Below are 19576 nucleotides of genomic sequence, written 5' to 3'. Positions count from 1 at the left end.
CCTGAACCGATCGTCTATGATCGGTTCAAACGCCTGTCACATTTTCTTACAGAGCCTGAACAATGAACCAGAACGCTGAGTATTCTGCGGTCAATGACGCGGTGCGTGGGCAATTCTTCCGCCGAGCCTGGGCGATGATCACGCCCTATTGGCGCAGTGAAGAGAAGGGCAAGGCCTGGTTGTTGCTGGTGACAGTGATCGGTCTGTCACTGTTCAGCGTGGCGATCTCCGTGTGGCTCAACCACTGGTACAAGGACTTCTACAACGCGCTGCAAAAGAAGGACACCGCCGCCTTCTGGCAACAGATCGGCTATTTTTGCGGCATCGCAACCGTCGCGATTGTCGGCGCGGTATACCGCCTGTACCTGACCCAGATGCTCACCATCCGCTGGCGTGCCTGGCTCACCGAAAAGCACTTTGCCCGCTGGCTTGGCCACAAAAACTACTACCAGTTGGAGCAGGGCGGTTATACCGACAACCCGGACCAACGGATTTCCGAAGACCTCAATAGTTTCACTCAGAACACCCTGAGCCTGGGGCTGGGGCTGCTGCGCAACGTCGTCAGCCTGGTGTCGTTCTCTATCATCCTGTGGGGCGTGTCGGGCAGCATTGAAGTGTTCGGTATCACCGTCCCTGGCTATATGTTCTGGTGTGCATTGGTTTATGCCGGGGTCGGCAGTTGGTTGACCCACTTGATCGGTCGCCGCTTGATCGGCCTGAGTAACCAACAACAACGTTTTGAAGCAGACCTGCGTTTTTCCATGGTACGGGTGCGGGAGAATGCCGAGAGCATTGCTTTGTACAATGGCGAACCAAATGAAAATCAACGGTTGAGCACGCGGTTCGGCAAGGTCTGGCATAACTACTGGGACATCATGAAAGTGTCCAAGCGCCTGACGTTTTTCACCGCCGGTTACGAGCAAATTGCGATTGTGTTTGCGTTTATCGTGGCTGCCCCCCGCTACTTTTCGGGCAAGATCGAGTTGGGCGAGCTGATGCAAATCAACTCGGCGTTTGGCAACGTGCAGGGCAATTTCAGTTGGTTTATCAGTGCCTACACCGACTTGGCCAGTTGGCGCGCAACCAGTGATCGATTGCTGAGTTTCCACCAGGCCATGAGTGAAAACGAACAGCGCCCGGCAGCCATCGACGTACGCCCACAAGGCGAGCGTCTGGTGGTACAAGACCTGGGCATGGACCTGGCTGACGGCCGTCATCTGCTGACGAATGCCGATATGTCTGTGGAGCCAGGCCAGCGCGTAATGCTCAGCGGACGTTCCGGCAGCGGTAAAAGTACGTTGCTGCGTGCCATGGGCCACTTGTGGCCTGCGGGGCACGGCAGCATTCGCCTGCCGGCCGCACGTTACCTGTTCTTGCCGCAAAAGCCCTACCTGCCGATTGGCACGCTGAAGGCCGTGTTGAGTTATCCACAAGACGACAGCGTCTATCCTGCCGAACGTTATGCACAGGTGCTGAATACCTGTCGCTTACCCCATCTGGTCGATCATCTTGATCAAGCCAACCACTGGCAGCGCATGCTTTCGCCGGGTGAGCAGCAGCGCCTGGCCTTTGCTCGCGCGTTGTTGTTCGCACCGCAGTGGTTGTACATGGACGAGGCCACGTCGGCCATGGACGAGGAAGATGAGGCCACGCTGTATCAAGCGCTGATTGATGAGCTTCCAGGGCTGAGCATCGTCAGTGTCGGCCATCGCAGCAGCCTCAAGCGCTTCCATGGGCGGCATGTGCGGATCGAGGGTGGTCAACTGCGGGAACAACAACCGGCTTAAGGTCGTACTCGGTCAGTGTGGGAGGGGGCTTGCCCCCGATGGCTGTGGGTCAGTCACAGCATCTGTAACTGATAGACCGCTATCGGGGGCAAGCCCCCTCCCGCAGTGGATCTCTGGTGTGCTTGAGAGTGAGCACCCAATAAAAAGCCCGGCTGATCATCGATCAGCCGGGCTTTTTAGTGCTTGAAGATGACTTACTTCTTCAATCCGTAATGCTCATCCAGCATGCCAGGGGCGTCTGGCGTTTTGGGCGCGTAGTCCCGTGGTGGCTCCTGGTTTTCCCGTGGCGGGGTCAGGCGCTCCCGTGGGGCTTGCGGTGCATCGGAATGCAGCGCGGCCAGTAGGCGCTGACGGGTGATGTCGTCGAGAGCCAGGCGATTGGCGCCATCGGCGAGGTGATCCTGTACTTCCTGGTAGCTCTGGGTGAGCTTCTTGACCAGGGTCGCGGTGCTGTTGAAGTGGGTAACAACCTCGTTCTGATAACTGTCAAAACGTTCCTGAATGTCATCCAGCTGACGCTGCGTGCGGTTAGGCGCGGCATTCGGCAGCAAGCGAGCAACCAGGAAACCAATGGCGACACCGGCAACCAGGGCAAGAGTCGGCAACAACCAAACTAAGAGCGAGTGTTCCACGAGTCCTTCCTCTATAAACGGCTTTGCTTTACGTTAACGGCTCAAACCTGCGCTGTATACCGCGATTAAGCTCGCAATGATGCCATGCACAGACTTTTAGCTAGACGAGTCGACCCTTAGTGAGGTCACGGAGTTCATCTCTTGCTCATGCGTGAAACCCCCGTTTTGATCGATGGCCCGGTAGGCCAATTGGAAGCCCTGTACCTGGATCACCCCGAGCCACGTGGCCTGGCGCTGATCTGCCACCCCAACCCGGTGCAGGGTGGGACCATGCTCAATAAAGTCGTATCGACCCTGCAACGCACCGCCCGTGATGCCGGTTTGATTACCTTGCGTTTCAATTACCGTGGCGTCGGCGCCAGTGCCGGCACCCACGACATGAGCACCGGTGAAGTGGACGATGCCGAAGCGGCCGCCACCTGGTTGCGGGAAAAACACCCGGACCTGCCGATTACCTTGCTCGGCTTTTCCTTTGGTGGCTACGTGGCCGCCAGCCTCGGTGGTCGTCTGGAAGCCAAGGGCGAAAAACTGTCACATTTGTTCATGGTTGCGGCGGCGGTGATGCGCCTGCGCGATACCGATGCGCTGCCACAGGGTTGCCCATTGACGCTGATCCAGCCGGAAACCGACGAAGTGGTCGACCCGCAGACCGTCTACGACTGGTCCGCCGCCTTGAAACGCCCCCATGAGCTGCTGAAAGTGGCAGAATGCGGACACTTTTTTCACGGCAAGCTCACCGATCTGAAGGATCTGGTGCTGCCGCGTCTCTCGAATTGATAGCAGTCTGATAAGCGATTACCCATGACGACTCGTACCCGTATCCTCACCGGCATCACCACCACCGGCACGCCGCACCTGGGCAACTACGCCGGTGCGATCCGCCCGGCGATCCTCGCCAGCCAGGACGCCAATGCCGACTCCTTCTACTTCCTGGCCGACTATCACGCCCTGATCAAGTGCGATGACCCGCAGCGCATCCAGCGCTCGCGCATGGAAATCGCCGCGACCTGGCTGGCCGGTGGCCTGGATGTGAACCGGGTGACTTTCTACCGCCAGTCGGACATCCCGGAAATCCCCGAGCTGACCTGGCTGCTCACCTGCGTTGCCGCCAAGGGCCTGCTCAACCGCGCCCATGCGTACAAGGCCTCGGTGGACAAGAACGTGGAAGCCGGCGAAGACCCGGATGCGGGCATCAGCATGGGCCTCTACAGCTACCCGGTGCTGATGGCGGCGGACATCCTGATGTTCAACGCGCACAAGGTGCCGGTCGGTCGCGACCAGATCCAGCACGTGGAAATGGCCCGTGATATCGGCCAGCGCTTCAATCACCTGTTCGGCAACGGTAAAGAGTTCTTCACCATGCCCGAGGCGTTGATCGAAGAAAGCGTCGCCACCTTGCCAGGCCTGGACGGTCGCAAGATGTCCAAGAGCTACGACAACACCATCCCGTTGTTCACCAGCGCCAAGGATATGAAGGACGCAATCTCGCGCATCGTCACCGACTCCCGCGCACCGGGCGAAGCCAAGGACCCGGACAACTCGCACCTGTTTACCCTGTACCAGGCTTTTGCCACTGCGGCTCAGGAGCAAGAGTTCCGTGCCGAACTGCTGCAAGGCCTGGGCTGGGGCGAGGCGAAGAACCGTCTGTTCCAGCTGTTGGACGGTCAGTTGGGCGAAGCTCGCGAGCGCTACCATCAATTGATGTCGCGCCCGTCGGACATGGAAGACCTGCTGCTGGTTGGCGCCAACAAGGCGCGGGCCGTGGCGGCGCCGTTCCTGGCCGAGTTGCGTGAGGCGGTGGGTTTGCGCTCGTTCGTCAATCAGGCTGCGGCGCCGGTCGCGACCAAGAAGAAAGCCGCGAAAGCTGCGCGCTTCGTGAGTTTTCGCGAAGACGACGGCAGCTTCCGCTTCCGCCTGCTGGCAGCCGATGGCGAACAACTGCTGCTGTCGCGCCACTTTGCCGACGGCAAGGCGGCGGGCGCGGTGACCAAGCAACTGCAAAATGGCGACGTATTGGACGTGCGTACCGAAGCCCTGGGCTTCAGCGTATGGCTGGACGGTGCCGTCGTGGCTGACAGCGCCGAATTCGCCGACGAAGCGTCGCGCGATGCCGCCGTCGCCGCCTTGCGCGTTGCGTTGACCCCCGTCGAGGATTAACCCGACCAAGGGTTGATTGCCATTATCCAGGGCCGTCGCTACAGTGACGGCCCGTTTTTGTTGCCTTGCTAACGAAATTATGACGCCCCTAGAACGATATCAAGCTGATCTGAAACGCCCTGAATTCTTCCATGACGCGGCCCAGGAAACGGCGGTGCGTCATTTGCAGCGCCTCTACGACGACCTGCTCGCGGCCTCGCAAAGCAAGCCGGGGATGCTCAGCAAGCTGTTTGGCAAGAAAGACCGCACGCCCGTCAAGGGCCTGTACTTCTGGGGCGGCGTCGGCCGCGGCAAGACCTACCTGGTGGACACCTTCTTCGAAGCGCTGCCGTTCAAGGAAAAGGTCCGTACCCACTTCCACCGCTTCATGAAGCGTGTGCACGAAGAGATGAAGACCCTGCCAGGCGAGAAAAACCCGCTGACCATCATCGCCAAGCGTTTTGCCGACGAAGCGCGGGTGATCTGCTTCGATGAGTTCTTCGTCTCCGACATCACCGACGCCATGATCCTCGGCACCTTGATGGAAGAGCTGTTCAAGAATGGCGTGACGCTGGTCGCCACCTCGAACATCGTGCCCGACGGCTTGTACAAGGACGGCCTGCAACGCGCGCGCTTCTTGCCGGCCATCGCGTTGATCAAGCAGAACACCGAGATCGTCAACGTCGACAGTGGCGTCGACTATCGCCTGCGTCACCTGGAGCAAGCGGAACTGTTCCACTTCCCGCTGAACGAAGCCGCCCACGAGAGCCTGAAAAAAAGCTTCCGTGCGCTGACGCCGGAATGCACCCAGGCGGTGGAAAACGACAAGCTGATGATCGAGAACCGCGAAATCGTTGCGTTGCGTACCTGTGATGACGTGGCCTGGTTCGACTTCCGCGCATTGTGCGACGGCCCGCGCAGCCAGAACGACTACATCGAGCTGGGCAAGATTTTCCACGCGGTGATCTTGAGCGGCGTAGAGCAGATGAGCGTCACCACCGACGACATCGCGCGACGCTTCATCAACATGGTCGACGAGTTCTACGATCGTAACGTGAAGCTGATCATCTCGGCGGAAGTCGAGCTCAAGGACCTGTATACCGGTGGTCGCTTGAACTTCGAATTCCAGCGAACGCTGAGCCGTTTGCTGGAAATGCAGTCCCACGAGTTCCTGTCGCGCGGGCACAAGCCTTAGCCGCCACACAAATCAAATGTGGGAGGGGGCTTGCCCCCGATAGCGGTCTATCAGCCATATATGCAGTGACTGACACTCTGCCATCGGGGGCAAGCCCCCTCCCACATTTTGCTTTGTGTACATCCGTGCTTAGGCGGCCTGCTGGAACTGCTGGCGGTACTGGTTTGGCGACAGCTCCGTGTGCTGCCTGAATAACCGTGCAAAGAAACTCGCATCGTCATACCCCACCTCATAACTGATGGTCTTGATGCTCTTGCGGCTGCCCGAGAGCAAGCCCTTGGCCGTTTCGATACGCAGGCGTTGCAGGTAATGCAGCGGCTTGTCACCTGTGGCGGTCTGGAAGCGGCGCATGAAGTTGCGGATGCTCATACCGTGTTCACGGGCGACGTCTTCAAAGCGGAATTTGTCGGCGAAGTGTTCTTCGAGCCAGTGCTGGATCTGCAGGATGATCACGTCCTGGTGCAGCTTCTGCCCACCAAACCCAATGCGTCCTGGCGAATAGCTGCGCTGCACTTCGTAGAGGATGTCGCGGGCCACGGCCTGGGCGATGTTGGCACCGCAGAAACGTTCGATCAGGTAGATGTAGAGATCGCATGCCGACGTGGTGCCGCCGGCGCAGTAAAGGTTGTCGGCGTCGGTGAGGTGTTTGTCCTGATTGAGCTGTACCTTTGGGAAGCGCTCGCTGAAGGCGTTGAAGAAACGCCAATAGGTGGTCGCTTCCTTGCCATCGAGCAAGCCAGCCTCGGCCAGCCAGAACACCCCGGTGGCTTCGCCGCAGAGTACGGCGCCGCGAGCGTGTTGCTCACGAAGCCATGGCAACACTTGTGGGTAGCGCGTGCACAGGGCGTCGAAGTCGTCCCAGAAGGCCGGCAACACGATGATATCGGCGTTTTCCAGGCCGCCGTCCACCGGCATGATCACATCGCTGAAGCTACGCACCGATTGCCCGTCCGGGCTGACCAGGCGTGTTTCAAACGCTGGGGTCAGGCCCAGGCCCTGTTGCTTGCCGTAACGCAGGCTGGCGAGGTGGAAAAAATCCTTGGCTTGCATGAGGGTTGAAGCGAACACCCGATCAATGGCCAAAATGCTGACGCGCCGCAAGGGCGTGGAGATTTGGTTAGACATAATTTCATTTATTCTTATAGGGGAAAGTGGTCACCAGACGGCTGGATCGTCTTATTTTTTGTCGCATGTGTCCAGTGGTCCGTGATGCCCGTGCGGCATAGTCTCTGTGGGCTCGTCCTTGTCCGACCACTCACGCAGGTGACCCACATGATTCCCAGAACCTTGTTCAGCCCAGAGCACGAACTCTTTCGCGAGAGTGTGCGCACCTTCCTTGAAAAAGATGCGGCGCCCTTCCATGGGCAATGGGAGAAGCAGGGTTACATAGATCGCAGCTTGTGGCGCAAGGCGGGGGAGGCGGGGATGCTGTGTTCCCACTTGCCGGAGGAATATGGCGGGTTGGGTGCGGACTTTCTCTACAGTGCGGTGGTGATCGAGGAGATCAGTCGACTGGGGTTGACCGGCATCGGTTTCTCTTTGCATTCGGATATTGTCGCGCCATACATCCTGCATTACGGCAGCGAGGCGCTGAAGCACAAATACCTGCCCAAATTGATTGCGGGCGAGATGGTCACGGCCATTGCCATGACCGAGCCGGGGGCTGGCTCCGACCTGCAAGGGGTGAAGACCACTGCCGTGCTGGATGGCGATGAGTATGTGATCAATGGCTCCAAAACCTTCATCACCAACGGCTACCTTGCCGAGTTGGTAATCGTCGTGGCCAAGACCGATCCCAAGGCTGGCGCCAAAGGCACTAGCCTGTTTTTGGTGGAGGCTGATACGCCGGGCTTCGACAAGGGCAAGCGCCTGGAGAAGGTGGGCATGAAGGCCCAGGACACGTCCGAGCTGTTCTTCCAGGATGTGCGGGTGCCCAAGGAAAACCTGCTCGGCCAGGCAGGCATGGGCTTCGCGTACCTGATGCAGGAGTTGCCGCAGGAACGACTGACGGTGGCGATTGGCGCCTTGTCGTCAGCCGAGGCGGCGCTGGAGTGGACCCTGGAATACACCCGCGAGCGCAAGGCGTTCGGCAAGGCGATTGCCGATTTCCAGAACACTCGCTTCAAGCTGGCGGAAATGGCGACCGAGATTCAGATTGGCCGCGTGTTCGTCGATAAGTGCATGGCATTGCACCTTGAGGGCAAGCTCGACGTACCGACTGCGGCGATGGCCAAGTATTGGGCCACGGATCTGCAATGCAAGGTGCTCGACGAGTGCGTGCAACTGCATGGCGGCTACGGCTTCATGTGGGAATACCCGATTGCCCGGGCCTGGGCGGATGCGCGGGTGCAGCGGATTTATGCGGGGACCAATGAAATCATGAAGGAGATCATAGCGCGGGCGCTTTGATCTTGTGGTGTTGCTGAAGGCCTCATCGCAGGCAAGCCAGCTCCCACATTTGAATGTATTCACAATTCAAGATGTGGGAGCTGGCTTGCCTGCGATAGCGGACTACAGGTCCATCAAGGCGCAGGATTCGGATGATCCTTCTGGATCGCCTCGATCCCTTCCAGCACCTCTTTGGACAGCTTCAGGTCAGCACTAGCGATGTTGCTGTCCAGTTGCTCCAGCGACGTAGCCCCGATGATATTGCTGGTTACGAACGGCTGCTGTGTCACGAACGCCAGCGCCATCTGTGCCGGGTCCAGGCCATGCTCGCGCGCCAATGCCACATAACGGCTGCACGCTATTTCCGACTGCGGGTTGAAATAGCGGCTGAAGCGGCTGTATTCCGTCAGGCGTGCCTTTTCCGGGCGGGCGCCATTTTCATACTTGCCAGTGAGCATGCCGAACGCCAGTGGCGAATACGCCAGCAAGCCGCACTGTTCACGAATGGCAACTTCCGCCAGGCCCACCTCAAAGCTGCGGTTGAGCAGGTTGTAGGGGTTCTGGATCGACACCGCACGGCTCCAGCCTCGAGCTTCGGCAAGGGCCAGGAATTTCATGGTGCCCCACGGGGTTTCGTTGGACAGGCCGATGTGGCGGATCTTGCCGGCCTTCACCTGCTCGTCCAGCGCTTCGAGGGTTTCTTCCAGCGGGGTGAGGTTGTCTTCGTCCTTGTGCTTGTAGCTCAGCTGGCCGAAGAAGTTGGTGCTGCGCTCCGGCCAATGCAACTGGTAGAGGTCGATCCAGTCGGTCTGCAGGCGCTTGAGGCTGGCATCCAGGGCTTCGACGATATGCTTGCGGTTATGGCGCAGGTGGCCATCGCGGATGTAGTCGATGGTGTTGCCAGGGCCGGCGATCTTGCTGGCGAGAATCCAGTCGGCACGGTCGCCTCGGCTTTTGAAATAGTTACCGATATAACGCTCGGTGGTGGCATAGGTGTCGGCCTTGGGTGGCACCGGGTACATCTCGGCCGTATCGAGGAAGTTGATCCCCGCGGCCTTGGCCCGCTCGATCTGCGCGAAGGCCTCTGCCTCGCTGTTCTGCTCGCCCCAGGTCATGGTGCCCAAGGCTATCGCGCTCACGTTCAGATCCGTACGGCCCAGCTGTCGATAATCCATCGGGTACTCCTTCAGGGAAAACAATCATAAAAGCAGGTTGAATTTTTTTTCGCAATCTGCATAATTGCCCACCTCTTTCTGCAGTGGAAGTGATGCGCCGCCTGCCGAAGAATCTTGCCGTTGAACGGACGCGCCGACCCGAGCCCCCGATAGCGTCTGTATCCGGCTGCCTTTGACCTTGTCAAAGTACGCACTATTCAGTAAGATCCGCCGTCTAAATTTACAGGCGGCCCCTGAGGCTATTAAAGAATGACAACTTTTACTGCAAAACCGGAAACAGTTCAGCGCGACTGGTTTGTCGTCGACGCCGCTGGTCAGACCCTGGGTCGTCTGGCCACTGAAGTCGCCAGCCGTCTGCGTGGCAAGCACAAGCCTGAGTACACCCCGCACGTTGATACCGGTGACTACATCGTCATCATCAACGCTGAGCAGGTTCGTGTAACCGGCAACAAAGCAAGCGACAAAATGTACTACCGTCACTCCGGTTTCCCAGGCGGTATCAAGTCTTCCAACTTCGAAGGCCTGATTGCCAAGAAGCCTGAAGCCCCGATCGAAATCGCGGTCAAAGGCATGCTGCCGAAGGGCCCACTGGGTCGCGATATGTTTCGCAAGCTGAAAGTCTATGCGGGCGCAGCTCACCCTCATGCTGCTCAGCAGCCCCAAGAACTGAAGTTTTAACGGAATAGTTCATTATGTCGGCGACTCAAAATTACGGCACTGGCCGTCGCAAAACCGCAACCGCACGCGTTTTCCTGCGTCCGGGCACTGGTAACATCTCGATCAACAACCGCTCCCTGGACAACTTCTTCGGTCGCGAAACTGCCCGCATGGTAGTTCGTCAGCCGCTGGAACTGACCGAGACAGTTGAAAAGTTCGACATCTACGTCACCGTTATCGGTGGCGGTGTAAGTGGTCAAGCTGGCGCAATCCGCCACGGTATCACTCGCGCACTGATGAGCTACGACGAAACCCTGCGTAGCGCTCTGCGCAAAGCTGGCTTCGTTACTCGCGATGCTCGTGAAGTTGAACGTAAGAAAGTCGGTCTGCGTAAAGCGCGTAAGCGTCCGCAGTACTCGAAGCGTTAATTCGCTTTACGTTCCACAAAAACGCCCAGCCTCCTCACGGAGCTGGGCGTTTTTTATTGCCTGCGATTTATGCAGAAATTTCGCCGTGACAACTTGCCACATCCGTAGACCCCCTATACTACAAGGCTTGGAGGGGGAGCTCCGGGCAATTCCCTTGTCATACGTGGGGCTTTTCATTACCATCCGTCAAAATTTTTATAAGTAAAGATTCAACACTTAGTAGACGCCTGATTTAACAGGCCAAAAAGCTGATGGGAGAGGACTGAATGAGCAATGACGGCGTGAATGCAGGCCGGCGTCGCTTCTTGGTAGCAGCCACATCCGTGGTGGGTGCTGCAGGAGCGGTGGGGGCTGCGGTCCCGTTCGTGGGGTCATGGTTTCCCAGTGCCAAGGCGAAAGCCGCAGGTGCACCGGTGAAGGTGAATGTCAGCAAGATCGACCCAGGCCAGCAAATGATTGCTGAGTGGCGCGGTCAGCCAGTGTTCATCGTTCGTCGTACCGAGGAGATCCTGGGGAATCTGAAGAAAATCGAAGGTCAGCTGTCTGACCCGGACTCGAAGAATTCCGACCAACCCGCTTACGTCGATAAGGAAATTCGTTCGATCAAGCCAGAGATCCTGCTGCTGATCGGTATCTGCACCCACCTGGGCTGCTCGCCTACTTTCCGTCCGGAAGTTGCTCCTGCCGACCTCGGCAAAGACTGGGTCGGTGGTTATTTCTGCCCTTGCCACGGTTCTCACTACGATCTGGCTGGCCGTGTCTACAAGTCACAACCCGCACCCTTGAACCTGCCGGTTCCGCCACATCATTACGAGACTGACAGTGTCATTGTCATTGGCGTCGACGAGGGGGAGAAAGCCTGATGAGCAAGTTCATGGATTGGGTGGATGCGCGTTTCCCCGCCACTAAAATGTGGGAAGACCACCTCAGCAAGTATTACGCGCCAAAAAACTTCAACTTCTTCTATTTCTTCGGTTCCCTGGCGCTCCTGGTGCTGGTCAACCAGATCGTCACAGGCGTCTGGCTGACGATGAGCTACACGCCGTCGGCAGAAGAAGCGTTCGCCTCTGTCGAGTACATCATGCGTGACGTCGAGTACGGCTCGATCCTGCGTCTGCTGCACTCCACTGGCGCTTCGGCGTTCTTCATCGTCGTCTACCTGCATATGTTCCGGGGCTTGCTCTACGGTTCGTACCAGAAGCCTCGCGAGCTGGTGTGGGTTTTCGGCATGCTGATTTACCTGGCGCTGATGGCCGAAGCCTTCATGGGCTACCTGCTGCCATGGGGCCAGATGTCGTACTGGGGCGCCCAGGTGATCATTTCGCTGTTCGGTGCGATCCCGGTCATCGGCAACGACCTGACCCAGTGGATCCGTGGTGACTACCTGATCTCCGGCATCACCCTGAACCGCTTCTTCGCCCTGCACGTTGTCGCGTTGCCGATCGTGATTCTCGGCCTGGTGGTCTTGCACATCCTGGCGCTGCACGAAGTGGGTTCCAACAACCCGGATGGCGTGGACATCAAGAAGCATAAAGACGAGAACGGCGTGCCGCTGGATGGCATTCCATTCCACCCGTACTACACCGTGAAGGACATTGTCGGCGTAGTCGTCTTCCTGTTTATCTTCTGCTCGATCGTGTTCTTTTTCCCGGAGATGGGCGGTTATTTCCTGGAGAAGCCTAACTTCGAACAGGCCAACGCCTTCAAGACGCCTGAGCATATTGCCCCGGTCTGGTACTTCACGCCGTTCTACGCCATCTTGCGGGCAATCCCTGACAAGCTGATGGGCGTGATGGCGATGGGCGCTTCGATCGCGCTGCTGTTCGTGCTGCCGTGGCTCGACCGAAGCCCGGTCAAGTCCATGCGCTATAAAGGCTGGCTGAGCAAAATCTGGCTGTGGGTGTTCTGCATTGCGTTCGTGATCCTGGGTGTACTGGGCGTATTGGCGCCGACCCCAGAGCGCACGCTGCTGTCGCAGATCTGCACCTTCCTGTACTTCGCCTACTTCATTCTGATGCCGTTCTACACCCGGCTCGAGAAGACCAAACCGGTTCCGGAAAGGGTGACTGGCTGATGAAAAAGTTATTCGTTGCTTTGATGCTTGCGGCGCTGCCGCTTCTGTCCTTCGCTGCCGAACATGGTCCTGATCTGGAAAAAGTCGATATCGACGTCTCCGACAAGGCCGCCATGCAAGACGGTGCACGCACGTTCGCCAACTACTGCATGGGCTGCCACAGCGCCAAGTTCCAGCGGTATGAGCGTGTTGCCGATGACCTGGGCATTCCTCACGAAGTGATGCTCGACAACCTGGTGTTCACCGGCGCCAAGATTGGCGACCACATGAACATCGGCATGCAGCCGGCGGACGCCAAGGCCTGGTTTGGTGCTGCACCACCTGATCTGACGCTGGTAGCGCGTGTGCGTGGCACGGATTGGTTGTATGGCTACCTGAAATCCTTCTACGAAGACCCGGCGCGTCCATGGGGCGTCAACAACAAGGTGTTCCCGAACGTCGGCATGCCTAACGTTCTGGTCAGCCTGCAGGGCCGCCAAGTGGTAGGATGTAAGCAGGTTCAGGTCGTTGAAGACGGCAAGAAGCAATATGATCCGTTGACCGGTACGCCTTTGACTCACGAAGCGTGCGATCAACTGACCATTGTGCCCAAGACCGGTGCGCTGAACGAAGAGCAGTTCGACGAGAAGGTCAAGAACCTGGTGACCTTCCTGGCCTACTCGGCCAACCCGGTCAAATTGCAGCACCAACGTATCGGTACCTATGTGTTGCTGTACCTGGCTTTCTTCTTCGTATTCGCTTATCTGCTCAAGCGCGAATACTGGAAGGATGTGCATTGATCCAACCGTAAGCAATTGCTGTTAATCTTGCGCGCCCAGCGGCATCTCTGAACATGTAGCAGTCTGGTTGAACCGGACGTTACGGAGATGCTCTCTGGGCGCGCTCGTTTTTGAGCTTTCGATAATTTCAACAAGCGAGGAGGACCGCCATGGGCGTGACCAATCGGTTGGCCTGTTACTCCGACCCCGCCGACCACTATTCCCACCGAGTGCGCATCGTACTCGCAGAGAAGGGTGTCAGCGCCGAGATCATCAGTGTGGAGGCGGGCCGTCAGCCGCCTAAGCTGATCGAAGTGAACCCTTACGGCAGCTTGCCCACCCTGGTCGACCGTGACCTGGCGTTGTGGGAGTCGACCGTGGTGATGGAATACCTGGATGAGCGTTACCCGCATCCACCTTTGCTGCCGGTGTATCCGGTGGCGCGTGCCAACAGCCGCCTGCTGATCCATCGGATCCAGCGTGACTGGTGCGGGCTGGTGGATGTGATTCTGGATTCACGTACAAAGGAAGCCGTTCGAGTACAGGCGCGTAAGGAATTGCGCGAGAGCCTGACCGGCGTTTCGCCGCTGTTTGCCGATAAGCCTTTTTTCCTCAGTGAGGAACAAAGTTTGGTGGATTGCTGCCTATTACCGATACTCTGGCGTTTGCCGATTCTCGGTATTGAATTGCCGCGGCCGGCCAAGCCGCTGCTTGATTACATGGAGCGCCAGTTTGCGCGTGAGGCTTTCCAGGCGAGTCTGTCTGGTGTCGAACGCGATATGCGCTAAGGCTTAAGGAGCCGCTGATGAACTCCAGTCGACCCTACCTGGTCCGCGCGCTCTATGAGTGGATTGTGGACAACGATTGCACCCCGCACATGCTGGTCAATTCCGAATTTCCTGCGGTTCAGGTACCGCAGGGTTTTGCCAGTGATGGGCAGATCGTTCTGAACGTATCACCCAGTGCCGTGCGCCATCTGCACATGGACAACGAAGCGGTCAGCTTCGAAGGACGTTTTGGCGGTGTGCCACATACGCTGTACGTGCCGATTGGCGCCATTCTTGGGATCTACGCCCGAGAAAATGGCCAAGGCATGGTATTTGATCTGGAGTCGCCTTTAGGGGAAGACGAATCGATCGAAGGCGAAGACGGCGATGATGTGCCGCCACCGGATGCCGAGCCACCGCGCCCTAGCGGTCGGCCAAGCCTGAAAGTGGTGAAGTAAGCGGTTCTCACCCAAGTGTGAACCCTGAAAATGCCTCGGCTTGTGCCGGGGCATTTTTTTGCGCGGATGATAACGATGAAAGTCGTGAGTGGACGGTGATCGTACAACCGCCATGGGCTATGATGCGTGCTCAAGTTCGCCGAGAAAGATGATTCATCATGGATAACGCCAACACCGCCCCTCGTCTTCCCCGCAAGCGCCGCAGCCTTGCCCAGGAATTGGTCACGGTGTTGTCCGAGCAGATCCGCGACGGTCAACTCAAACGCGGTGATAAGTTGCCCACAGAGTCGGCGATCATGGACGCCCATGGGGTCAGCCGCACAGTGGTGCGTGAAGCGATCTCGCGGTTGCAGGCGGCAGGGCAGGTGGAAACCCGTCACGGTATCGGCACTTTTGTGTTGGATACGCCAAGCCCCAGCGGCTTTCGGATTGACCCGGCCACGGTCGTGACCTTGCGAGATGTGCTGGCGATCCTGGAGCTGCGAATCAGCCTGGAAGTGGAGTCTGCCGGCCTGGCCGCTTTACGCCGTAGCGATGAACAATTGGCCGCCATGCGCGCAGCCCTCGATGCCCTGAATGAAAGCGCAGCACATGCTGGCGATGCAGTGGCGTCGGACTTTGCGTTCCATCTGGAGATCGCATTGTCCACCGGCAACCGCTACTTCACCGACATCATGACCCACCTGGGCACCAGCATCATCCCGCGTACCCGCTTGAATTCGGCGCGCCTGGCCCATGACGACCAACAGCATTACATGGGCCGCTTGAGCCGCGAGCATGAAGAGATTTATGAGGCGATTGCGCGCCAGGATTCGGATGCGGCAAGGGCGGCGATGAGGCTGCATTTGACCAATAGCCGGGAGCGGCTGCGCCATGCCCATGAAGAGGCGGAGGCGCAGCGAATTTAGAGAGGCCTGTCAGGCTTCAGCCAGCTCGAATTCAACGCCAGTGAAGACATCGTTCTCCGAGTAGAACGTTTTCTTCACAACGACAAAAAGGTGCCCATCCTGGTTGATATAGTCACCTTTGATGGGCAGTTCGCTAATGTCGACGTTTGAAGTGCTGTTTTTCTTGGGGCTTTTGAATTTAGCCTGGATTTTAGTCGCCATGATTAGGTCTCATCGAGCAAGAAGACGATTGGGTGAGTGCCCGCACGTCCAGTGCGGGCACATCCACGTTAAGAGGGCTATTGAAGTGTCGATACTGTCAGAACTCACAGTTCTGACGAGCGGTATCGAATACGCCTGTGGCAAACTCAGCTCAAGGCAGCGGCGTATTCGGCTTGTAATCCTTCAACAACAAATACGTACTCCACCCCCACCAATCGTTCGTCCAGCGCTTGTCGTTCAGGTCATTCACATCCTGACGGCGCAGCACTTTGTCCCCTTCCATCTTGAACAACGGCGAGAAGTTATTCGCCGGGTTCTGCGCCGCATTCAGGTCGGGCACATACAACGGTGCCTTGAAATTGGCCGGGGAGGGGGCTACGCCGCTGATAAAGGTGGCGAAGATTTCATCGGCCGACGCCTGTACTGCGCGTTTGACCTGTACCCGATTGTCCGCATCGATGGTGTCGAAGTAGCGTTTATCCCCATAGGCATGCCATTGATCACCCATGGCGTTGCGTACCTTGAGCCCGAACTTGCTGTCTTCATCGTGCATGAAACGGCTGATTAGCGAGCCCAGCTCACCCGGTGTCACCACGGCGGCCAGTTGCTTGCGCGGCACGCGCAGGTGGCCGGCGGAGAATAGGTCGGTCAAGAAGTGGTCAGCAAAACTGTTCATGGCATAGGCCAGCTCCAGTGCCTGGTCGGTACCGGTTTGATGCGCAACCACTGCCTGTTGCAGCGCTGCCGTATGGCCAGCCAGGTACGCCGACAGCGCCCATTCACCGAAGTGGTCGGCGTTGTCCGCCGCCAACTTCAAGTAGCGTCCCAGCGGAACCAGCGCGGAAACGGCACTGCCGCCACCGGTAATGCGGTTCCATTCTTCAGACAACGTATCACCCAGCGCGTCATAAACTTCATGGGGTTGCTTGCCATCCTTGATGGCCTGGTTGACCGCGTTGATCTCCTTTTGCATCACCGCGAGGATTTTCTTGGCTTCTTCCCGCGACGCCGGTAGCACGGCCAGCGAATTGAATGCTGCGGTAAAGCGCTGCACGCGATCGGCTGGGGAAGCGCCATCGCTGATGGCCTGTCCAGGGATGCCGTAGAAGTCGCCCCCCAAGGCAATCACTTGGCCGTAGGTCAGCGCCAGTCCGTTGGGCAGATGCAGTTCGACTTGTCGTGCCGGGATCGCTGGCGCGTCCTTGACGAAACGCAGCAGGGTGTCATCACCGATGGCGGTGTGTTCACCCCCTTCGAAGCGCAGGGTAGGTGGGTTTTTTTCGGGTGTCGCGAGTTCAAGACCTGACATGTTAGCTCCTTGCTATGTCGTAGGAATCTTCCTTAATAACTGTATGTATATACAGTTATTTGGATCATAGAGGAATAATTCCCTACGTCAAGCACGGGTGTCTAAACGTTCGGTCGTGAGGGAGGGCCGATGAATTGCAGTTGACGAATCTTTTTATAGTTGTACGATGACGTACGACATCATCAAAACCAACAACAACCTTTCGACAGAAAGTCTTTGCCCAGGGTGTTCGAATAATGAATCCACAAGAACTGAAGTCCATCCTCTCCCACGGTCTGCTGTCTTTCCCGGTGACCGATTTCAATGCCCAGGGTGACTTCCACCAGGCGGGCTATATCAAGCGTCTGGAGTGGCTGGCCCCTTACGGCGCCACGGCCTTGTTCGCTGCCGGTGGCACCGGTGAGTTTTTCTCCCTGGCCGCCAGCGAATATTCCCAAGTGGTGAAGACTGCTGTTGATACCTGTGCGACCAGCGTGCCGATCCTGGCCGGTGTGGGTGGTTCGACCCGTCAGGCCATCGAGTACGCCCAGGAAGCCGAACGCCTGGGTGCCAAAGGCTTGCTGCTGCTGCCGCACTACCTGACCGAAGCCAGCCAGGACGGTGTTGCCGCCCACGTGGAAGCCGTGTGCAAATCGGTCAAGATCGGCGTGGTGGTGTACAACCGCAACGTCTGCCGCCTGACTGCGCCATTGTTGGAGCGCCTGGCCGAGCGTTGCCCGAACTTGATCGGCTACAAGGATGGCTTGGGTGACATTGAGTTGATGGTGTCGATCCGCCGTCGACTCGGCGACCGTTTCAGCTACCTGGGCGGCCTGCCGACGGCAGAGGTTTACGCCGCTGCCTACAAGGCCCTGGGCGTGCCGGTGTACTCCTCGGCGGTGTTCAACTTCATCCCGAAAACCGCGATGGACTTCTACCACGCGATTGCCAAGGATGACCACGCCACCGTCGCCAAGATCATCGACAACTTCTTCCTGCCTTACCTCGATATCCGTAACCGCAAGGCGGGTTATGCCGTGAGCATCGTCAAGGCTGGCGCCAAGATCGCCGGCTACGACGCAGGCCCGGTCCGTACTCCGCTGACCGACCTGCTGCCGGAAGAGTATGAAGCCTTGGCCGCGCTGATCGACAAGCAAGGTCCGCAGTAACTTATCAACAAGGCCGCTGAGTAATCAGCGGCCTTTTGCGTCAGGAGAGGATTTGTGTCCCAAGCCAAGCGTTTTGAAAACTACATCAACGGCGAGTGGGTGGCCGGTGCCGACTACTGCGTCAATCTCAACCCATCGGAGTTGTCCGATGTCATCGGCGAATACGCCAAGGCTGACGTAGCCCAGGTCAACGCCGCCATCGATGCGGCCCGCGCTGCGTTTCCTGCATGGTCAATCTCGGGCATTCAGGCTCGTCACGATGCCCTGGATAAAGTCGGCAGCGAAATCCTCGCCCGTCGCGAAGAACTCGGCACCTTGCTGGCCCGGGAAGAGGGCAAGACCCTGCCCGAAGCCATCGGCGAAGTGACTCGCGCCGGGAATATCTTCAAGTTCTTCGCCGGCGAATGCCTGCGCCTGTCCGGTGATTACGTACCGTCGGTGCGCCCGGGCGTCAATGTTGAAGTCACCCGCGAAGCCTTGGGCGTGGTTGGCCTGATCACCCCGTGGAATTTCCCGATTGCTATCCCCGCCTGGAAAATTGCCCCAGCCTTGGCCTACGGCAACTGCGTGGTGATCAAACCGGCTGAACTGGTGCCGGGTTGCGCCTGGGCCCTGGCGGAAATCATCTCCCGCGCCGGTTTCCCCGCCGGTGTGTTCAACCTGGTGATGGGCAGCGGCCGTGTAGTCGGTGATGTGTTGGTCAACAGTCCGAAAGTCGACGGCATCAGTTTTACTGGCTCCGTGGGCGTAGGCCGTCAGATCGCCGTGAGTTGCGTGTCGCGCCAGGCCAAAGTGCAGTTGGAAATGGGCGGCAAGAACCCTCAGATCATCCTCGATGACGCCGACCTCAAGCAGGCCGTCGAGCTGTCGGTGCAGAGTGCGTTCTACTCCACCGGCCAGCGTTGCACCGCATCGAGTCGCTTGATTGTCACCGACGCCATCCACGACCGCTTCGTTGCGGCCATGGCCGAGCGTATGAAGTCGATCAAGGTCGGGCACGCCCTGAAAAGCGGCACTGATATCGGCCCGGTCGTGTCCCAGGCCCAACTGGACCAGGACTTGAAATACATCGATATCGGTCAAAGCGAGGGCGCACGGCTAGTGAGCGGTGGCGGTCTGGTGACATGCGATACCGAAGGTTACTTCCTGGCGCCCACACTGTTTGCCGACAGCGAGGCCGCCATGCGCATCAGCCGTGAAGAGATCTTCGGCCCGGTGGCCAACGTGGTACGCGTGGCGGATTACGAAGCGGCGCTGGCCATGGCCAACGACACCGAGTTCGGTCTGTCGGCCGGTATCGCCACTACGTCGCTGAAGTACGCCAACCACTTCAAACGCCACTCCCAGGCCGGGATGGTGATGGTTAACTTGCCGACCGCGGGCGTGGATTACCACGTTCCTTTCGGTGGCCGTAAGGGTTCATCCTACGGTTCGCGTGAGCAAGGTCGCTATGCGCAAGAGTTCTACACGGTGGTGAAGACCAGCTACATCGGTTCGTAACTCGCAACACCTGTCGGCACCGGCTCCTGTGGGAGCTGGCTTGCCTGCGATAGCA

Annotated in this window: 20 protein-coding genes; 15 read left to right on the top strand and 5 right to left on the bottom strand. The window is 58.2% G+C overall.

The window, feature by feature from the left end; all coding sequences use genetic code 11:
• The first annotated feature begins 62 nt into the window (after positions 1–62).
• A complete protein-coding gene (locus AC07V4_RS13620; RefSeq protein WP_492636824.1) occupies positions 63–1787 on the top strand; it encodes an ABC transporter ATP-binding protein/permease in 1725 nt (574 codons plus the stop codon).
• A gap of 194 nt (positions 1788–1981) precedes the next feature.
• On the opposite strand, the gene AC07V4_RS13615 is transcribed toward AC07V4_RS13620, so the two are convergent.
• Complete coding sequence (locus AC07V4_RS13615; RefSeq protein WP_169374508.1) at positions 1982–2419, bottom strand: Z-ring associated ZapG family protein; 438 nt, start codon at positions 2417–2419, stop codon at positions 1982–1984.
• Between the two features lie 147 nt (positions 2420–2566).
• On the opposite strand from AC07V4_RS13615, the gene AC07V4_RS13610 reads away from it, so the two are divergent.
• The 3 genes from AC07V4_RS13610 (at position 2567) to zapE (ending at position 5750) form a co-directional block, all read left to right on the top strand.
• Entirely contained in the window at positions 2567–3196 is a 630-nt protein-coding gene (locus tag AC07V4_RS13610; protein ID WP_016976238.1) for an alpha/beta hydrolase, read from the top strand.
• A 24-nt stretch (positions 3197–3220) separates the two neighbouring features.
• Positions 3221–4576, top strand: coding sequence for a tryptophan--tRNA ligase (locus AC07V4_RS13605; RefSeq protein ID WP_492636825.1), 1356 nt, complete (start codon positions 3221–3223; stop codon positions 4574–4576).
• A gap of 79 nt (positions 4577–4655) precedes the next feature.
• Positions 4656–5750, top strand: coding sequence for a cell division protein ZapE (gene zapE, locus AC07V4_RS13600; RefSeq protein WP_492636826.1), 1095 nt, complete (start codon positions 4656–4658; stop codon positions 5748–5750).
• A 129-nt stretch (positions 5751–5879) separates the two neighbouring features.
• Here the strand turns inward: zapE and AC07V4_RS13595 are convergent, their stop codons facing one another.
• Positions 5880–6800: a GlxA family transcriptional regulator gene (locus tag AC07V4_RS13595; protein WP_431753216.1), complete on the bottom strand. Its 921-nt coding sequence runs from the start codon at positions 6798–6800 to the stop codon at positions 5880–5882.
• Between the two features lie 213 nt (positions 6801–7013).
• Here AC07V4_RS13595 and AC07V4_RS13590 point away from each other — a divergent pair, with 213 nt between their 5' ends.
• Entirely contained in the window at positions 7014–8159 is a 1146-nt protein-coding gene (locus tag AC07V4_RS13590; protein ID WP_492636827.1) for an acyl-CoA dehydrogenase family protein, read from the top strand.
• 113 nt (positions 8160–8272) lie between these two features.
• On the opposite strand, the gene AC07V4_RS13585 is transcribed toward AC07V4_RS13590, so the two are convergent.
• Positions 8273–9313 (bottom strand): NADP(H)-dependent aldo-keto reductase, encoded by a 1041-nt coding sequence (locus AC07V4_RS13585; protein ID WP_492636828.1) that lies wholly within the window; start codon positions 9311–9313, stop codon positions 8273–8275.
• A 249-nt stretch (positions 9314–9562) separates the two neighbouring features.
• Here AC07V4_RS13585 and rplM point away from each other — a divergent pair, with 249 nt between their 5' ends.
• The 8 genes from rplM (at position 9563) to AC07V4_RS13545 (ending at position 15363) form a co-directional block, all read left to right on the top strand.
• Positions 9563–9991: a 50S ribosomal protein L13 gene (gene rplM / locus AC07V4_RS13580; RefSeq protein ID WP_256454796.1), complete on the top strand. Its 429-nt coding sequence runs from the start codon at positions 9563–9565 to the stop codon at positions 9989–9991.
• A gap of 14 nt (positions 9992–10005) precedes the next feature.
• Positions 10006–10398 (top strand): 30S ribosomal protein S9, encoded by a 393-nt coding sequence (rpsI, locus tag AC07V4_RS13575; RefSeq protein WP_016971570.1) that lies wholly within the window; start codon positions 10006–10008, stop codon positions 10396–10398.
• Between the two features lie 266 nt (positions 10399–10664).
• On the top strand, positions 10665–11261 hold the full coding sequence (gene petA, locus AC07V4_RS13570) for a ubiquinol-cytochrome c reductase iron-sulfur subunit (RefSeq protein WP_003216040.1): 597 nt from the start codon (positions 10665–10667) through the stop codon (positions 11259–11261).
• A complete protein-coding gene (locus tag AC07V4_RS13565; RefSeq protein ID WP_123714564.1) occupies positions 11261–12472 on the top strand; it encodes a cytochrome b in 1212 nt (403 codons plus the stop codon). The genes petA and AC07V4_RS13565 overlap by 1 nt, the downstream gene beginning before the upstream one ends.
• Positions 12472–13251 carry a cytochrome c1 gene (locus AC07V4_RS13560; protein ID WP_431752030.1) on the top strand — a complete coding sequence of 260 codons (780 nt, stop codon included), beginning with the start codon at positions 12472–12474 and terminating at the stop codon, positions 13249–13251. The genes AC07V4_RS13565 and AC07V4_RS13560 overlap by 1 nt, the downstream gene beginning before the upstream one ends.
• Before the next feature lie 149 nt (positions 13252–13400).
• Positions 13401–14018, top strand: a complete 618-nt coding sequence (locus AC07V4_RS13555) for a glutathione S-transferase N-terminal domain-containing protein (RefSeq protein WP_016971566.1) — start codon at positions 13401–13403, stop codon at positions 14016–14018.
• A 17-nt stretch (positions 14019–14035) separates the two neighbouring features.
• Positions 14036–14455 (top strand): ClpXP protease specificity-enhancing factor, encoded by a 420-nt coding sequence (locus AC07V4_RS13550; protein ID WP_431752031.1) that lies wholly within the window; start codon positions 14036–14038, stop codon positions 14453–14455.
• A 158-nt stretch (positions 14456–14613) separates the two neighbouring features.
• A complete protein-coding gene (locus AC07V4_RS13545; RefSeq protein ID WP_492636829.1) occupies positions 14614–15363 on the top strand; it encodes a FadR/GntR family transcriptional regulator in 750 nt (249 codons plus the stop codon).
• A gap of 9 nt (positions 15364–15372) precedes the next feature.
• On the opposite strand, the gene AC07V4_RS13540 is transcribed toward AC07V4_RS13545, so the two are convergent.
• Both AC07V4_RS13540 and AC07V4_RS13535 read right to left on the bottom strand, forming a co-directional pair.
• Positions 15373–15564 carry a hypothetical protein gene (locus AC07V4_RS13540; protein WP_178952014.1) on the bottom strand — a complete coding sequence of 64 codons (192 nt, stop codon included), beginning with the start codon at positions 15562–15564 and terminating at the stop codon, positions 15373–15375.
• A gap of 151 nt (positions 15565–15715) precedes the next feature.
• Positions 15716–16873: a phospholipase gene (locus AC07V4_RS13535; protein ID WP_492636830.1), complete on the bottom strand. Its 1158-nt coding sequence runs from the start codon at positions 16871–16873 to the stop codon at positions 15716–15718.
• Positions 16874–17109: 236 nt separating this feature from the next.
• Here AC07V4_RS13535 and kdgD point away from each other — a divergent pair, with 236 nt between their 5' ends.
• Together kdgD and AC07V4_RS13525 are read left to right on the top strand one after the other, a co-directional pair.
• Positions 17110–18021: a 5-dehydro-4-deoxyglucarate dehydratase gene (gene kdgD, locus AC07V4_RS13530; protein WP_106578655.1), complete on the top strand. Its 912-nt coding sequence runs from the start codon at positions 17110–17112 to the stop codon at positions 18019–18021.
• A 54-nt stretch (positions 18022–18075) separates the two neighbouring features.
• Positions 18076–19521 carry an aldehyde dehydrogenase family protein gene (locus AC07V4_RS13525; RefSeq protein ID WP_492636831.1) on the top strand — a complete coding sequence of 482 codons (1446 nt, stop codon included), beginning with the start codon at positions 18076–18078 and terminating at the stop codon, positions 19519–19521.
• Positions 19522–19576: the final 55 nt, after the last annotated feature.

The organism is Pseudomonas sp. GW821-FHT03A09, assembly GCF_059421065.1.
This window is presented reverse-complemented; position numbering and strand designations above follow the sequence as displayed.

What these genes read in the sequence shown, in the direction of transcription:
- AC07V4_RS13595 (WP_431753216.1), bottom strand. Translation starts at nt 6,800, where the DNA reads ATGCAAGCCAAGGATTTTTTCCACCTCGCCAGCCTGCGTTACGGCAAG.
- zapE (WP_492636826.1), top strand. Translation starts at nt 4,656, where the DNA reads ATGACGCCCCTAGAACGATATCAAGCTGATCTGAAACGCCCTGAATTC.
- AC07V4_RS13550 (WP_431752031.1), top strand. Translation starts at nt 14,036, where the DNA reads ATGAACTCCAGTCGACCCTACCTGGTCCGCGCGCTCTATGAGTGGATT.
- AC07V4_RS13545 (WP_492636829.1), top strand. Translation starts at nt 14,614, where the DNA reads ATGGATAACGCCAACACCGCCCCTCGTCTTCCCCGCAAGCGCCGCAGC.
- kdgD (WP_106578655.1), top strand. Translation starts at nt 17,110, where the DNA reads ATGAATCCACAAGAACTGAAGTCCATCCTCTCCCACGGTCTGCTGTCT.
- AC07V4_RS13535 (WP_492636830.1), bottom strand. Translation starts at nt 16,873, where the DNA reads ATGTCAGGTCTTGAACTCGCGACACCCGAAAAAAACCCACCTACCCTG.
- AC07V4_RS13540 (WP_178952014.1), bottom strand. Translation starts at nt 15,564, where the DNA reads ATGGCGACTAAAATCCAGGCTAAATTCAAAAGCCCCAAGAAAAACAGC.
- AC07V4_RS13555 (WP_016971566.1), top strand. Translation starts at nt 13,401, where the DNA reads ATGGGCGTGACCAATCGGTTGGCCTGTTACTCCGACCCCGCCGACCAC.
- AC07V4_RS13620 (WP_492636824.1), top strand. Translation starts at nt 63, where the DNA reads ATGAACCAGAACGCTGAGTATTCTGCGGTCAATGACGCGGTGCGTGGG.
- AC07V4_RS13565 (WP_123714564.1), top strand. Translation starts at nt 11,261, where the DNA reads ATGAGCAAGTTCATGGATTGGGTGGATGCGCGTTTCCCCGCCACTAAA.
- AC07V4_RS13610 (WP_016976238.1), top strand. Translation starts at nt 2,567, where the DNA reads ATGCGTGAAACCCCCGTTTTGATCGATGGCCCGGTAGGCCAATTGGAA.
- rplM (WP_256454796.1), top strand. Translation starts at nt 9,563, where the DNA reads ATGACAACTTTTACTGCAAAACCGGAAACAGTTCAGCGCGACTGGTTT.
- AC07V4_RS13605 (WP_492636825.1), top strand. Translation starts at nt 3,221, where the DNA reads ATGACGACTCGTACCCGTATCCTCACCGGCATCACCACCACCGGCACG.
- AC07V4_RS13560 (WP_431752030.1), top strand. Translation starts at nt 12,472, where the DNA reads ATGAAAAAGTTATTCGTTGCTTTGATGCTTGCGGCGCTGCCGCTTCTG.
- petA (WP_003216040.1), top strand. Translation starts at nt 10,665, where the DNA reads ATGAGCAATGACGGCGTGAATGCAGGCCGGCGTCGCTTCTTGGTAGCA.
- rpsI (WP_016971570.1), top strand. Translation starts at nt 10,006, where the DNA reads ATGTCGGCGACTCAAAATTACGGCACTGGCCGTCGCAAAACCGCAACC.
- AC07V4_RS13585 (WP_492636828.1), bottom strand. Translation starts at nt 9,313, where the DNA reads ATGGATTATCGACAGCTGGGCCGTACGGATCTGAACGTGAGCGCGATA.